The organism is Actinoallomurus oryzae (assembly GCF_039541955.1).
GTDB classification, from domain to species: domain Bacteria; phylum Actinomycetota; class Actinomycetes; order Streptosporangiales; family Streptosporangiaceae; genus Actinoallomurus; species Actinoallomurus oryzae.
In genome coordinates this window covers 1-14,856 of sequence record NZ_BAABHF010000027.1, presented here as the reverse complement: position 1 = coordinate 14,856, position 14,856 = coordinate 1, and the positions used below count along the sequence as shown (strand labels likewise).

The following is a 14,856-nucleotide window of genomic DNA, read 5'->3' as shown; positions in this document are numbered from 1 at the left end:
CCGGCCCGGCAACGGGCCGGCCGGTCACGCCCGGTCCGGGACCTCCGCCGCGCGGTGGGGTCCCGGCAGGACGACCGGGGCGGCGTCGGTTCCGTCGGGCCACAGCCACAGGTGCGACTCGCCCGGATGACCCTCGCCGCTGCCGTCCAGATGGTGCAGCAACGGCTCGCGGCGGGGGCGGAAGGCCAGCCGTGCCAGCCGCCTGCGTGCCTCGGGCAGCGGCACCCACGCGGCCTCCAGGACCGATCCGTCCGGGTCCGCGGGCGCCAGGTCACGCGCCGCCGCGGCGAACTCGAACGTGAAGACCGTCCAGACCCCGGCCCAGCCGGGATCGTCGGTGACGGTGTACTGGCAGAGGAAGGCCAGCCGGCCCGGTGCGGCCCGCAGGCCGGTCTCCTCGCGCAGCTCGCGTACGGCCGCCTCGTGCACCAGCTCGCCGGGCTCCACCTGGCCTCCCGGAAGCACCCAGCTCGGCTCCGGCTCGTCGCCGAGCCGCTCGCGCACCATCAGCACATCCGTGCCGTGGCGGACCAGAGCCGAGACGAGCAGGCCGCTGCGGGCCGCCTGGGGGAGTGGCACCGTGGTGTCCCTTCCTGATTGCGAATTCGCACAGTAGTGGATCAGTCACTGTGCGAATCTGTCGGCATGCGACGACGACTGGCCGCCCTGACGGCCGCCATCCTCCCAGTGTCCGCGTGCGGTTCCCTCGGCACCGCCCATCCCGCGATCACCAAGACGCAGGCCCAGCAGGTGCTGGCCAACTACCAGACCGTCAACAACCGGGCCAACGCCAACCTCGACGGCGACCTCCTGGCCACCGTGGAGACCGGCGACCAGCTCGAGATGGACCGGGCCGGCTACCGCCTGCGGCAGGCCAAGAAGGACAAGTACACCCCGTTCACCTACTCCCACCCGGCGTTCTACATTCCGCGCCAGGACCACTACCCCAAGTGGTTCGCGGTCGACGCGGTCTCCGGCCAGACCCGCCACGCCCTGCTGTTCACCCAGAGCCACGCGGGCGGGCCCTGGTTGCTGGCCGCCGACCCCTTCCCCTCCTCGCCGCTCAGCGGCATCGCCCTCGACAAGGACGGCTTCGCCACGGCCGTGAGCCCGGCCGACACCAACGCCGCGCTCCAGCCCCGCAGGGTGGCCGGCGCGCACGCCGCGACACTGTCCACCGGGGCCGGGGGCATGGCGCCCGGACCGTACACCTCCGACTCCCGCGACGCGCTGACCAGGGTCCAGGCCGAGCTGCAGAAGCGCGGCGTGACGCTGACCTCCGACTTCGCGCCCGACGGGCAGCGCACCTACGCCCTGCGGACCACGGGCGGCGGTGCCCTGGTCTGGTACGTCATCCGCCAGAGCGAGCGCTACGACATGGTCGACCCCGGCACGGTCAACACCAACGGCGACCTCGCCGGGCTGGTCACGGGGCGGGTGGGTCACCACCTCAGCTCCACCGCGCTCATCCAGTACCTCGCGGTCGTGCCCGATCACGGCGACACCCAGGTGATCGGCACCTACCGCAAGGCCGTGCAGGCCACGACGTCGTAGCCGGTGTCTCCCGTGCGGACCACGCGACCCCGCGGGGGCAGCCCCTCGTACGGCCGAGGGGCACCCCCTCGCTCACTTGGTGGGCACGCTCGCCTTGATCGTGCCGCCATCGGCGGCGATGATCACGGCCTTCTCCGTGCTCGTCGTGTCCTTCTTGGGCGCGGGCGGCACCAGCGTGGCGAACTGCAGCGTCTGGGTCACGTCCAGCTCGTTGTGCACGAGGTCCGACGCGACGAACGGCGCCGCGTCCTTGGGGATCGGCACGTGACCGGGCTTCTTCTTGGGCTTGGTCGACACGGCGTCGCGGCTCAGCGCGTACAGGACGATACCGCCGCCGTCGGTCGTGGCCAACGGGAAGATCGGGAACGACGTCGTGGCGTACACCGTGTCGACCTTCAGCCCCGAGCCCTTCTTCGGCTTGGTGGCCTTCTGGTCGGAGATGTAATAGCTCGTGGTGTGCTTGCCGGTCGCCATGACCTTGGCCGCGACGTTGCCCGGGCCCTCCTCGGCGAGCGTGGCCTGGATGGAGGGCACGTCCCGTGGCGGGATCAGCAGGTCGGTGTCGAACGTCGCCAGCGGCTTGGCGTACCCCTGGTCATCGACCGCGATCTTGGGTGGCTTCTGCTTCTTGTCCAGCAGCGTGGCCAGGCTGAGGCGCCACCGCATGGTCGGCTTGCTCTTGACGAACCCCATCAGCACGGTGTGGGGGCTCTTACCGTTGGCCAGGCTGCGCCGCACGCTCGCCACGAACCACTGCTGTCCCTCCGGTTTCAGCCGCGGGACGTACAGCGTCGGGGTGCCGTACCGGTAGCGGGGCACCGGGTCGCCGGCCGTCATCGCCCGGCGGAACGCCGCCGCCGTCAGCTGCGACTGCCCCTCGCTGGTCCACCACAGGGCCAGCCTTTCGTCGCCGCTGGCCCGCGCGACGTCCTCGTTGGTGACGAACGACTGGAACGCCTTCTTGGCCACCTCGGGAGTCAGCGGCACGGGAGGGGGAGAGGTGTCGGGGCTGGACTCCGCCGCCACAGGCTTGGTGCGGGCCTGCTCGTGCGAGCCGCCCGAGCACCCCGTCAGCGCGGCGAGGGCCACCGCCGTCGCCAGAGCCGACGCAACCGCTGTCCTCATGCTCCCCGGCCGATCATGTGTTACCGATGTGGGGCAGAGTATGCCAGGCGAATCCCAGTGCCCGAACGCGAGTCCGATCAGGCGGCGGCTCGCGTACCTCGCGGACCCGGCCCCAGGTAGGCTTTTGATCGTGGCAGCCATCGACCCGTCAGAAGAGATGAAAGAGCTCGGCGCGATGCTGGAGGGCATCGAGGCGGTGCTCGACCTCGAGGGCATGCGCCGTGACATCGGCGAGCTCCGTGAGCAGGCTGCCGACCCCGACCTGTGGAACGACCAGGAGCGGGCGCAGCAGGTGACCCGGCGGCTGTCCTACCTCGAAGGCGAGCTCGGCAAGGTCGAGGGCCTGCGGAGTCGGCTGGACGACGCCGGCGTGCTGCTGGAGCTGGCCGCCGAAGAGGGCGACGACGACACCCGCGGCGAGGCGGAGCGCGAGCTGGGAGCCCTCCGCAAGGAGGTCGAGCAGCTCGAGGTCCGCACCCTGATGTCGGGGGAGTACGACGCCCGCGAGGCGCTCATCACGATCAACTCCCAGGCCGGCGGCGTCGACGCGGCCGACTTCGCCCAGATGGTGCAGCGGATGTATCTCCGCTGGGCCGAGCGGCACGGCTACCCGACCGAGGTCTACGACACCTCCTACGCCGAAGAGGCCGGCATCAAGTCGACGACGTTCACGGTCAAGGCCCCCTACGCGTACGGCACGCTGCGCGGCGAGCACGGCACCCACCGCATGGTGCGCATCTCGCCCTACGACAACCAGGGGCGCCGGCAGACCTCGTTCACCGGCGTGGACGTCGTACCGGTGGTGGAGCAGACCGACCACGTCGACATCCCCGAGGACGACATCAGGGTCGACGTCTACCGCTCCAGCGGGCCGGGCGGCCAGGGCGTCAACACCACCGACAGCGCGGTGCGCATCACGCACCTGCCCACCGGCATCGTGGTGTCCTGCCAGAACGAACGCAGCCAGCTGCAGAACCGCGCCACCGCCATGACGGTGCTCCAGGCCAAGCTCCTCGAGCGCAAGCGCCAGGAGGAGGCCGAGCGGATGAACGAGCTGCGCGGTGAGTCGACCAGCTCGTGGGGCACCCAGATCCGCAACTACGTGCTGCACCCGTACCAGATCGTCAAGGACCTGCGTACCGGTGTCGAGGCGGGCAACCCCACGGCCGTGCTCGACGGCGACATCGATGAGTTCATCGAGGCCGAGATCCGCTGGATGCGCCGCCAGGAGGCCGGCGACGGGCAGGACTGACGAGCTCAGGGCCGCCCGAGAGCGTTCCGTACGCGGACGGTCGAAAGCTAGCTCAGCCCGAACTTCAGCGCGATCAGAAGGGTCAGCGCGAGGATCAGGGCGCCGATCAGCACCGGGGAGATGCCGAACGTCCCGGGGTAGTGGACCTCCGCACGTGCGGCTCTACAGGTGGGGCAGCGCCCCTCGACGACGGGTCCCGCGCACCGAGCACAGATCAGATGTTCGCAGCTCATCTGGCTCCTCTCCACGTTGGTCGGGCCATGTAATGCTCGGTTGCACCTATGGGTGTACCCAAGTTGGACGTTTCATGCCAGTGTCCCCCTTAGACTGCTGCTTGGCCAATCGGCCCCCGAGCCGCGAGGCCCTCGCGGGGCGCCTGTCCCACGAAAGTTCAGCCGCCTCCGTCCCCCACCCCCTAGACTGACACGTCGTGATGCAGCCGTGATCCACTTTGATAACGTCACCAAGGTCTACTCGCGCCAGAGCCGGCCGGCCCTGCAGGGTGTCAACGTGGCCGTCGAGAAGGGTGAGTTCGTCTTTCTCGTGGGTCCCTCCGGGTCCGGCAAGTCGACGTTCCTGCGCCTGATCCTCAAGGAGGAGCGGCCAACGCAGGGCGGCATTCACGTCGCCGGCAAGGAGCTGAACAAGCTCACCAACTGGAAGGTCCCCCACCTGCGCCGCCGCATCGGCTGCGTGTTCCAGGACTTCCGGCTGCTGCCGAACAAGAACGTCTACGAGAACGTCGCCTTCGCGCTGGAGGTCATCGGCAAGCCCCGGCGCTTCATCCGCAAGGTCGTCCCCGAGGTGATCGACCTCGTCGGCCTCGAGGGCAAGGCGCACCGCATGCCGGACGAGCTGTCGGGCGGTGAGCAGCAGCGCGTGGCGATCGCGCGGGCGTTCGTCAACCGCCCGATGATCCTGCTCGCCGACGAGCCCACGGGGAACATCGACCCGGCGACCAGCATCGGCATCATGAAGGTGCTCGACCGGATCAACCGCACCGGCACCACGGTGGTGATGGCCACGCACGACGCGGCCATCGTGGACGCGTTCCGCAAGCGGGTCGTGGAGCTCGAAGACGGGCGTGTGGTCCGTGACCAGTCCCGTGGCGTGTACGGCCAGGCGTACGGAGGCGTGTAGCCTCTAGCCTCCGTTGGGAGATCGAGGCTCCCCTATATCGGCCCATAACGGACGACCAAGGACAGCGAGGCATGCGCGCACAGTTCGTTCTTCAGGAGATCTGGATCGGTCTCCGCAGGAACCTCACGATGACCATCGCGCTCGTCGTCACCGTCGCGATCGCCATGGCGCTGTTCGGCACCGGCGTCCTGCTCAAGATGCAGGTCGACAAGTCGAACAACTACTGGTCGGACAAGGTCGAGGTCTCGGTCTACCTCTGCAACAAGCTGAGCGCGAACCCCCAGTGCCACAAGACCGAGCCGACCCAGGACGCGAAGAACCAGATCAAGTCGCAGCTGGAGTCGATGCCTCAGGTGGCCAAGGTCACCCAGGAGACCCAGCAGCAGGCGTACCAGCGCGCCAAGGAACGCTTCTCCAACACCCCGGGCTTCTCCGAGACCATCCAGCTCGGCGACATCCCCGACTCCTTCCGGGTGAAGCTGAAGGACCCCAAGCAGTACGCCGCGGTGGTCGCGCAGATGCAGAACCGCCCGGGCGTCGACCAGGTGATCAACGAGCGGGCGATCCTGGAGAGGTTCTTCAAGATCCTCGGCGGTCTGCAGTGGGCGGCGCTGATCATCGCGGCGATCCAGGTCATCGCGGCCGTGCTGCTGGTCGCCAACACCATCCGCCTCTCGGCCTTCAACCGCCGGCGCGAGACGGGCATCATGCGGCTGGTGGGGGCCTCCAACCTCTACATCCAGCTGCCGTTCGTCCTCGAAGGCGCCATCGCGGGCCTGATCGGCGGTGCCTTCGCGGCCATCCTGCTGGGCTTCTCCAAGGTCTTCCTGCTAGGACGATTGACGAAGAACCTTCAGTTCGCCACCCCACTCGACTGGTTCGCCGTCGCGGAGGTCATCGTGTTCGCGGTGTGCTTCGGCGTGGTCCTCTGCGCGCTGGCGTCCTTCCTCACCCTCCGCCGCTACCTCAAGATCTGAGTCACGATCGCACGGTGATCGCCAGATCGCGTACCTTCGGGAGGGGATCGGTACCGGCCCCGCCGCCGTCGGCGGTGGTCGTGGCCGATCCCGATGTCGCGGCCGACCGCGACCGTCCGTACGGGGAGAAGGACCGAGGCTGAGTTCCAGTGCCACGCGAAGAGGGGCGCAAGCTCATCGCGCAGAACAAGCGCGCGCGCCACGACTACCACATAGAGGACACCTACGAGGCGGGCCTCGTACTCACCGGCACCGAGGTGAAGTCACTGCGGGCCGGCCGGGCCAACCTGACCGACGGATTCGCGCACATCCGCGACGGTGAGGTCTGGCTCGAGGGCGTCCACATTCCCGAGTACACGATGGGGACGTGGACCAACCACGCCGCGAGGAGGCCACGTAAGCTGCTGCTGCACCGGCGGGAGATCGGCAAGCTGAGCGGCGCGACGACCGAGTCGGGGCGCACCATCATCCCGTTGTCCTTGTACTTCAAGGACGGAAAGGCCAAGGTCGAGATCGCGGTGGCGCGTGGCAAGCGCTCGTACGACAAGCGGCAGGCCATCGCGAAACGGGATGCCGATCGAGAGATGCAGCGCGCCCTCGCGGCACGGCTGAAGAGGCGCTGAGGGTGGTCATGCGACGGTTCCGGGGAGCGTTGGCGGCCGTGAGCGGGATGCTGCTGGCGGTCTCCGGCTGCCGGATGTTCGCCGAGCCCTCGCCGCTGCCCACGGTGCGCAACTTCCTGGTGGCCTGGCAGAACAGCGACTACTCCGGCGCCGCCAAGCAGACCAACGGCGACCGCAAGACGGTCGCCGGCGCGCTCGAGGCGCTGCCGGGCCAGCTCGACCTCGCCTCGCTGCACCTCGCGCTCGGCCATGTGCACAAGGACGGCGACGATGCCACGGCCCAGTTCGAGGTCAGGATCGACCTCGGCGACAACGGAAAGCCCTGGGACTACGGCAGCCAGATGCACCTGCACCGCTCGGGCGGCCAGTGGAAGGTCGTGTGGAGCCCGTCGATCATCCATCCGAAGCTCGGCAAGGGCGAACGGCTCGCCGTCGTCACCGAGACGCCGGAGCGCGCGTACGTCCAGGACTCCCAGGGCCACTCGCTGACCAAGAAGGTCAAGGTGGAGGTCTTCGGTGTGCTGCCGGGCCAGCTGGCCAGGCCGGACGCCACTCTCGCGAAGCTGGCGTCGATCACCGACCTGGACAAGGACCGCGTCCTCGGGCGCGTACGCTCCGCGCCGCCGCAGGAGTTCCTGCCGCTGGTGACGCTCCAGCTGCCCGCCCAGGCCGCGGAGGCCGCCAAGCTCGTGCAGGTGCCCGGCGTGCAGGCCCGTACGCGGTATCTGCCGCTGGCGCCCGCGGTCGCCGGTGACGTCGTGGGCCAGCTCGGCCCGGCCACGGCCGAGCTCCTCCAGCAGGTCGGCGCGCCGTACCAGCCGGGCGACACGATCGGCATCTCCGGCCTCCAGGTGCTCGACCAGCGGCGCCTGGCCGGCACCCCGACCGTGAAGGTGGTGGCCCAGACCCCGTCGGGAGCGTCCAGCCAGGTGCTGTACGAGCTGCCGGGTGCCCAGAGCCGGCCGGTACGGACGACGGTGGACCGGCGGGTGCAGGGGGCGGCGGAGAACGCCCTGAAGGGGCTGCGCCAGCCCGCGTCGCTGGCCGTCGTGCACCAGCAGACCGGCGATGTGCTGGCCGCCGCCAACCATCTGACCGGCGGCAAGAACCAGGCATTCGAGGGTCACTATCCGCCGGGCATGACCTTTAGCATGATCACCACGCAGGCACTGCTGGGCTACCACCAGAAGATGAACGCCGCCGTGGCCTGCCCGCCCACGTACAAGGTGGGCGACCAGGTGTTCCGCAGCTCGTCCCCGCGAGGCAAGACGCTCCAGAGCAACTTCATGCGCTCCTGCCCCACGGCCTTCGCCTCGCTGTACGGCTCGCTGAGCTATCAGGACCTGCGCACGAGCGCCGCCCGCTTCGGCATCGGCGTGCCGTGGAACCTCGCGCTGCCGGCGTTCTCCGGCAGCGTGCCGCCGCCGAGGAACGACGCCGAGCGTGCCGCGGAGATGGTCGGCCAGGGCCGCATCGAAGTGAGCCCCCTGGCGATGGCCCTGGCCGCCTCGACGGTGGGAAGCGGCACCTGGCGGCCGCCGAGCCTGGTCAAGGACCCGGCGTCCCCCCAGCCGATCCAGCCACGATCGCTCGACACGGACTCGATCTCGACGCTCCAGCCGTTGCTGCGCGGCTCGGTCACCTCCGGCGCGGCCCGCGCGGCGAAGGTGGCGGGCAACAAGGGCACGGTCAGCGGCGTGGTCGCCCAGGTGCCGTACGGGTCGGGCAAGACGGTCTCGTGGTTCGTGGGCTTCCGCGGCAACGTGGCCTTCGCGCTGGCGGTCGAGGGAAAGGTCAACGCGGCAGCGGTCGCGGCGAGGTTCCTGCGGGCCGTACCGGGCTGATCCCCCGTGCCGGCCGGGGCATCGGCGACTTTATGATCTCTTGACTCACCGGGCACAACCTTCGCGGCGGTCACCGACGTCTTAACAGATGACTGAGACACCGCTTGGGGGGTTGCGGACTCAGTCGCCGTGATGAGACCAGAGCCTCGTCTCGGGGGAGGCTCTGCCGTCCGGACCGGCCCGACCCTGCCGGTCGCCCCCGTGGGTGTGCCTAGTCCACGCCCACGGGGGTTCTCATCTTTTCTCGCTGGTCACAGGCGTCCTGTAGGCCGGCCGCCCCGCATCGTCCAGAGCCGATCGTCTCGTGGCGGGAATCGCGTTGGCGTGGTGTGTGTTGTACGTGTACGGTCGGTGTGGTGGGTGCTTCGGCGCCCGTTGACAACTGAACATGGGGGTGATCGGTTTCGACTTCGGTATGTCGAGACATGGGGAAGCGGGCCGAGGGTTGCGGTTGTAACCTCGTAAATCCTGTGACCGCAAAACAACAAGTGCCAACTCTAAGCGCACTGAGTTCGCCCTCGCCGCCTGAGGTTAGGTAGCGAACTCTGTCAGCCCGGGAGTGTCTCCGGCCCGGGATCTGGCATCGTAAGGAGACTCCACCTGTAGTTCCGGCCGCGGGAACGACAGGGAAACCAAACAGCGGCTGGGCCCGTCGGCGACACGCCTGCGTGAGCGCCGGGGCCGAGAAAACGCCAAGCAGGCTGCGCCCGGAGAAGCCCTGTCTTGGTACCGAAGGACGCGGGTTCGATTCCCGCCACCTCCACTGCGGACCTGGGACCGGTGTGGTCGGCGACTTTGTCGCCTTTCCCGCTGGTCCTTCGTCGTTTCTGCCCAGGGGGGCGACCCCCTGGAACCCCCGATGTGAGGGGCTCCGCCCCCCACAGCCCCCCGCGGGTTGTTGTCGGAGGAGGGCCATTGGTTTGACGGCGTTGTTCGCTCGTGACTCGTAAGAGTGACGGGAGAGCAGCGCCGTTTTCGTGTCTCCGCCGCCTGACCGGTGTCGGCGACCGCGTGGACCGCCGCACTGTCTCTTAACCGGCTGGCACGGCCGTGGCCACGCCGTTTCGTGAGTGTGGACGAACCAACGGAGCGACTCGCGTTCGCTCTGGCAGGCTCTGGTGGCCTGCACGAGGACACGGTGACGTTCTCGGAACAGCGCGCCGTGGGCCTGCATCGCATTGAGGCAGGTGTCGCGCCATCATGGCGCACCTGCGAGGAGTGACCGCCCTCCTCGAAGGCAACGGCCGCGATCCCTTGAGGCCACGCCTCGCGAAACTCACCGGAGAGACTGCGGTCCTCGCCGGCTGGACCGCATGGGACCTGGGCGAGCCGATCCACTCGGCGCGCATGTACCGCATCGTGGAGCTGGCAGCCAGAGAAGCCAGCGACCCCGTCGTCGTAGCATGCGCCAACACCTACCGCAGTTACGCGACGCACGGCCCGACCTCCCATGAGGACGCTCGACGCCTCTTGCCTGATGCCCGCCAGTGCCTACCGGCTGACGGCGACCACGCCACCCGCGCGTGGGTGCTGGGTCGCGAGGCCGAAGAGGCCGCCGCGATCGGCGACCCCATGGCAAAAGAGCTGATCAAACAAGCGGTCGAGGCCTTCCACCGAGCGAGACCATAAAAGAGCGACCATGAATGAATCTCGCATCGACGTTATGCGGCTATACCTGGCGCGAAAATCTCCGAAATTTTAGTGCGTTGGATGGTGAGAAACGTTTCAGGTCAGAGCTGGCGAGGGCGCTATTAGCGTCTACCGTTTCGCCTTGCGAGACGCGGCGTACTGCTCTCCGGAGAAGTCTCCGGTCCAAAGATCCTCGTTAAGGAGCAAGAGGACATCCTTTTCGGTCTCTTTGTTAATTACGAGATTGCCGTCTTCTATCAGCTCCTGCGGATCCAAGCCACGCTCTTGCATCTTTGCGCGGAGCGTGTCCGGCGTAAGGTGTCGTAGATAGTCGCTCTTAAGGATGCTCTGTACTCTGCGTCGCATGACCGACGTCTCTCTTAGCCGCTTCGCTACCCATTCCACACTTTGGTCGGATAGCGGAAGTGCTTGACTGAGACTCGAGGCCCATTCGGAAGTTTTCGCGAGAACCGCTTCGCTTTCCTTGAAGAGGGCTTCGAAATTCTTTTGATTTAGAACATAAACTTTGTTTGGATAGATGATCACATCATAGAACTGATCAAACGCTAGCAAGGGCCGTTCAATGCGCACTAAGGTTTGATCGAAGACTGTGACTAGGTTCTTTTTTGCAAGTTGAACAGGATTGCCTTTGCGTACGAAAGCAGTAAGCCGATTTGGGTCGTCGCCAACGACAAGCGCGTAAAGCGCCAAGCTGCGCTTCCGAAGATCATCGTCAGTGGCTTGTTGCAGTGACGCGCCTTGGAGAATCTTTTCCAGAAGAGCAGTGTCTAGTAGCTCTTCGCGTTCAGTTTCGAGGTAGGCGCACTCCTCGTCTTGCTCATCGTTCGGGTCATAGCGACGCCCCTCGGCGCTGCGGACCTTATCTAAGGCTACGCTTGCATATCGGCGCAGGCTCGACATGACATCGCCGCCAGCTTTGATAGCACGCCCATGTGCGTTGCGACCCAAACGCCAAGCGATGACTAGCGTGGCTGGGCCATCGAGGTTAGGTTCCGTCAGAGTCAAGCTGCTCACTCCTACGTGTGCGGTCGATCAGGACGTCGTCGCGGAACCTGGTCGCGACAATGTATTGATCAACTTGGGCGGGTCGCCGGGTGACCAGATAAGCCTGTAGATCGTTTGTGTCGACGACTTGTAGTACACGATAGCCGAGAAGGTACAGCAGCGGATTGATCTGCACAACGGATGAATGCAAGTATATTGCGCCAGAAATTATGATGAAGCCAGCATAGGCGGCGGCGTCGCGAACGCTCGGTGTTGAGACGGTCAGGAAGGGTAGGAGGTAGGCGCCCAGATAGGCCCCTGCCTCCGCGTCCGCGTCTTTGACCTGCTTCAGTCGGTGTGCTCCAGGGGTGGCTCGTGCGTCCAGGCGGAGCAACAGTAGTAGTGCGAGGAGCCCAAGTATTGCCAGGCCAACGCACGTCAGCATGATCGCGAGCGGCTTGAAGCGAATTGCCAGGAGCGCAAAGAGCGGTGCATAGGCTGATAGGAAGAGCAGTGGTTTGCCTAGCATGTCGCCTCCTGGCTGAATGCTATTCGAACAGAGGTTCGATTATCTCATGCGGCTACGACAAGACTGGTCGCGGCGGTCCGAGTGTTTGGGACCGCCGGCCTAGTCGGTCATGCGCGTCCCCAGCCTTGCAGCCGCGCGTTCGTTGCGGACCGCTGGAGCCGTACTTTTCTCCGTCGCGAAGTGGCCACGGGTAGTGCGGTGGTCGTCGGTCGACCCAGGCCTAAGGCGCCTCGCGACTAGTCCAGTTGTGGAGGTGAGGAGCGCGAAGATCGCGGGCACAGTGCGATTACCTGGTCATTTGTGTTCGAGTAAGCCGCAGTTAGGTCCACGCGTGCTGGCCCGGGGGGACGACCCCCCGGAACCCCCCGATGTGAGGGGCTCCGCCCCCCACAGCCCCCCGCGGGTTGTTGTCGGAGGAGGGCCATTGGTTTGACGGCGTTGTTCGCTCGTGACTCGTAAGAGTGACGGGAGAGCAGCGCCGTTTTCGTGTCTCCGCCGCCTGACCGTATCGGCGACCGCGTGGACCGCCGCGCTGTCTACCAACTGGCCGGCGCGGCCGTGGCCACGCCGTTCGTGGGTGGGGAAGAGCCAATGGAGCGACTCGCGTTTGCTCTTCGTTCGGCGTTGCCTAGATGAGGGGAGCCGTCGCGGTGTGGTTCGGCTCCTGCGCGCTGGAAGAGCTCGCGAATGCGCTGGCTCGCGAGCCATGCGCGGCGATCACGGTACGGTGCTGACCGGCAGATGTTCCGACCGTCGCCCAAGTCGCAGCGCTCGAACACTGTCGGAGGAGGGCGGCGCTGCTCTCCCATCACTCTGACGAAGCATGGGTTCGGACGCTGCTTGTCGAGCTATTCTCCCGGCAAGGGTTGAAGCGGGGAGAGGGCTTTGGCTTAGTGCTTCTTGTCGGCTGGCCCATCAACTGGTGGGATCGGCCCGTCGTAGCCACTGCTCGCCTTCCTCCACGCGTCCGGTCTCCTTGAGGAGGCGGCCGAGACTGCGCATCGCCGTAACGTCACCGGCATCGGCGGCACGGCGGTATTGCACCTCCGCCTCCTGGACCATGCCGTGTTGCCGAAGGAAGTCGCCGAGATTGCCCGCCGCGGTGGGCTCGGTGCGGGCGGCGCGGGTCCACCACGTTTCGGCCTCACCGGTACGGCAGGTTTCGTAGAGCAGGTTGCCGAGATTCCTCATCGCGTCGGTGTGGCCCGCGTCGGCGGCACGGCGCCACCACGCTTCGGCCTCGTCCATTCGTCGGCTTCGCCTCAGCAAGAGAGCGAGGCTGTTCATCGCGTAGACGTGTCCGTCGTCGGCGGCACGGCGCCACAAGTTCTCGGCCTCGTCGATCCGGCCGGTCATCTCTGCCACGATGGCGAGATTGTGCAGTGCGGTGTGATGCCCGGCGTCCACGGCGCGGCGGTACCAGGACTCCGCTTCATCGATCAGGCCGTCACTTCTCAACCGGTTGCCGAGATTGACCATGGCAGTGGCCTCACCGGCGTCCGCCGCGCGGCGAAACCACTCCGTGGCCTCGTCAATTCGACCGTTGCCGAGCAGCAGCACGCCGACGTTGTTCATCGCTTCGGTGTTCCCTGTCTCAGCGGCACGCCGGTATGCGGTTTTGCTAACAGTGAGCCGCCCCGCCTGGAAAGCGGCATAGGCGACGGCAGTGAGAGCCTCGGTGGCCACGTGGGCGAGCGCGGTGTCCCACACGGCATCGGGGACGTCACGGATCGAGGCGGTGCTCTGGACGTGATCAGTGAGGTAGTCGAACGGACAGTAGCGGTCCTCGCCCATCGGGTTGAGGCAACCGCTCGCGCCTCTTACCGGCTCGGCGGCCCATGCGAGACCTTCGTCGAAGGACGGCAGCCGATAACGGCCGGTGCGGTCGCGAGTCTCCAGGTAGTGCTCGTAAAGCCCCTCCAGCAGCGATCGTGGGACCGGAGCGATGAACCCGGCTCGGCGGACATCGACGGCGGCCGAGATGATCGCCCCCGCGATCGGATGTTCGCCATTCCGCGCGGACCGCCAGCGGTCGAGGGCGGCTGGGCCGGCGGCGATGTACTCGGCGAAGCCCACCTGGCCGGGATGGACAAGGGCGGCGGCGATCCGGGCATCGGCGCGGTGCAGCTCCGCGCGCGTACGCTCGTCGGCGCTGAGATCGCGGCTTAAGCGGATCGTCCGCGCCCGCTGGAGAACCTCCTCGGCGGCGCGCCTCAACGCCGAGTCGGGCTCCGAGCCGACCAGGTCGCGGCGCGCCTCGGAGCGCAGCGTCGCGACCAGTACGGTGTCGCGGGAGCAGAGCGCGTCGAGCACGGCGCTGTCCAGACCGCCGCTGGCGAGATAGCGCTCGACATCGTCCAGCCAGATCACGGCGCGGTGCAGTGGGAGCCCGACCTTATGGAGTTCCTTCAGCGCCTGCGGGTGCTCGGGCACGATAAGCCCTCTGTCGGGGGCGAAGGCATGGATTGCCTCGTACGCCAGCCGGGACTTGCCAGCCGCCGACCGGCCCTCGATGATCACAAGGCCGCCGGCCGCAAGCGCCTCTTCAAGCGACTCGTGGACGTCACGGCGTACGTAAGGTGGCAGCCCCGCCGCACCGTCGGTGGCCGGATGGACGCCGAGTGCCACCGCGTGCCGGCAGTCGCGGACCCGGCGTGGGCGACCGCGGCGATCAAGCATCCGCAGGTGTGCCTTCAGCGCCTTTCGTCGCTCGCGTGGTTGTTCGATCCACTCGCCTGCCAGGCGCTTGAACGGGTCTAGCAGCAGGCCGGCGGCCAACGTGACACCGGCGATGGCGGCGGTGCCCCAGCCGGGAGGCAGGGGTAGCTTCGCCGCGGCCGCTGACGCGATCGCTGCGACGACGATCAGTACGAGCGCCGCCGCTGTAACGAGGCGCCGCCATCCCGACGTCATCCGCCGCCTCCCTCGCTCCCTGTTCGAGGCCGGCTTGTTGGGCCGGGAGTGCGTGCTTTGCTCGGGTCCGTGGAGGAACGGTCACTGGTCCGTCCGAAGGGTGGTGCTGTTCCGGGGCCGGTCTTCGCTTGCTCGAATGCCCAAGTCGAAATGACGCAGCAGGCAAGCCGTTTCGAAGTGACGCGATGCCCGCACATGTCGCAGAGTGAAGTTGCCCCGGCTTGGTAGACACTGCGAGGCTTGCGGCTATGCAGCAGCGTAGCCG

Annotated in this window: 13 protein-coding genes and 1 other RNA gene; 8 read left to right on the top strand and 6 right to left on the bottom strand. The window is 67.2% G+C overall.

Features of this window, described 5'->3' with window-relative positions; all coding sequences use genetic code 11:
* Positions 1 to 24: 24 nt before the first annotated feature.
* Entirely contained in the window at positions 25 to 579 is a 555-nt protein-coding gene (locus ABEA10_RS26680; RefSeq protein ID WP_345468653.1) for an NUDIX hydrolase, read from the bottom strand.
* Positions 580 to 645: 66 nt separating this feature from the next.
* On the opposite strand from ABEA10_RS26680, the gene ABEA10_RS26675 reads away from it, so the two are divergent.
* The gene (locus ABEA10_RS26675; protein WP_345468651.1) at positions 646 to 1,554 is read left to right on the top strand and encodes a DUF8094 domain-containing protein; all 909 of its coding nucleotides are present in this window, start codon (positions 646 to 648) and stop codon (positions 1,552 to 1,554) included.
* A 72-nt stretch (positions 1,555 to 1,626) separates the two neighbouring features.
* Here ABEA10_RS26675 and ABEA10_RS26670 read toward each other — a convergent pair whose 3' ends face one another.
* Positions 1,627 to 2,679 (bottom strand): DUF8094 domain-containing protein, encoded by a 1,053-nt coding sequence (locus tag ABEA10_RS26670; RefSeq protein ID WP_345468650.1) that lies wholly within the window; start codon positions 2,677 to 2,679, stop codon positions 1,627 to 1,629.
* A gap of 130 nt (positions 2,680 to 2,809) precedes the next feature.
* On the opposite strand from ABEA10_RS26670, the gene prfB reads away from it, so the two are divergent.
* Positions 2,810 to 3,931 carry a peptide chain release factor 2 gene (prfB, locus tag ABEA10_RS26665; RefSeq protein WP_345468649.1) on the top strand — a complete coding sequence of 374 codons (1,122 nt, stop codon included), beginning with the start codon at positions 2,810 to 2,812 and terminating at the stop codon, positions 3,929 to 3,931.
* Positions 3,932 to 3,978: 47 nt separating this feature from the next.
* Here the strand turns inward: prfB and ABEA10_RS26660 are convergent, their stop codons facing one another.
* Complete coding sequence (locus ABEA10_RS26660; protein WP_285578978.1) at positions 3,979 to 4,164, bottom strand: hypothetical protein; 186 nt, start codon at positions 4,162 to 4,164, stop codon at positions 3,979 to 3,981.
* 208 nt (positions 4,165 to 4,372) lie between these two features.
* Here ABEA10_RS26660 and ftsE point away from each other — a divergent pair, with 208 nt between their 5' ends.
* The 6 genes from ftsE to ABEA10_RS26630 all read left to right on the top strand — a co-directional run bounded on the left by ftsE (position 4,373) and on the right by ABEA10_RS26630 (position 10,144).
* Positions 4,373 to 5,071, top strand: a complete 699-nt coding sequence (ftsE, locus tag ABEA10_RS26655; RefSeq protein ID WP_329251754.1) for a cell division ATP-binding protein FtsE — start codon at positions 4,373 to 4,375, stop codon at positions 5,069 to 5,071.
* A 71-nt stretch (positions 5,072 to 5,142) separates the two neighbouring features.
* Positions 5,143 to 6,048, top strand: a complete 906-nt coding sequence (gene ftsX, locus ABEA10_RS26650; protein WP_329251757.1) for a permease-like cell division protein FtsX — start codon at positions 5,143 to 5,145, stop codon at positions 6,046 to 6,048.
* 149 nt (positions 6,049 to 6,197) lie between these two features.
* The gene (smpB, locus tag ABEA10_RS26645) at positions 6,198 to 6,671 is read left to right on the top strand and encodes an SsrA-binding protein SmpB (protein WP_345468646.1); all 474 of its coding nucleotides are present in this window, start codon (positions 6,198 to 6,200) and stop codon (positions 6,669 to 6,671) included.
* A gap of 8 nt (positions 6,672 to 6,679) precedes the next feature.
* A complete protein-coding gene (locus ABEA10_RS26640) occupies positions 6,680 to 8,515 on the top strand; it encodes a penicillin-binding transpeptidase domain-containing protein (RefSeq protein ID WP_345468645.1) in 1,836 nt (611 codons plus the stop codon).
* 390 nt (positions 8,516 to 8,905) lie between these two features.
* Positions 8,906 to 9,281, top strand: a transfer-messenger RNA (tmRNA) gene (gene ssrA, locus ABEA10_RS26635).
* A gap of 434 nt (positions 9,282 to 9,715) precedes the next feature.
* A complete protein-coding gene (locus ABEA10_RS26630) occupies positions 9,716 to 10,144 on the top strand; it encodes a hypothetical protein (RefSeq protein ID WP_345468644.1) in 429 nt (142 codons plus the stop codon).
* A 129-nt stretch (positions 10,145 to 10,273) separates the two neighbouring features.
* Here the strand turns inward: ABEA10_RS26630 and ABEA10_RS26625 are convergent, their stop codons facing one another.
* The 3 genes from ABEA10_RS26625 to ABEA10_RS26615 form a co-directional block, all read right to left on the bottom strand.
* Positions 10,274 to 11,170 carry a Kiwa anti-phage protein KwaB-like domain-containing protein gene (locus ABEA10_RS26625; RefSeq protein WP_345468643.1) on the bottom strand — a complete coding sequence of 299 codons (897 nt, stop codon included), beginning with the start codon at positions 11,168 to 11,170 and terminating at the stop codon, positions 10,274 to 10,276.
* Positions 11,151 to 11,678, bottom strand: coding sequence for a hypothetical protein (locus tag ABEA10_RS26620; RefSeq protein WP_345468642.1), 528 nt, complete (start codon positions 11,676 to 11,678; stop codon positions 11,151 to 11,153). Before ABEA10_RS26620 ends, ABEA10_RS26625 begins: the two co-directional genes overlap by 20 nt.
* Before the next feature lie 915 nt (positions 11,679 to 12,593).
* On the bottom strand, positions 12,594 to 14,591 hold the full coding sequence (locus ABEA10_RS26615) for a tetratricopeptide repeat protein (protein WP_345468641.1): 1,998 nt from the start codon (positions 14,589 to 14,591) through the stop codon (positions 12,594 to 12,596).
* Between the last annotated feature and the right edge of the window lie 265 nt (positions 14,592 to 14,856).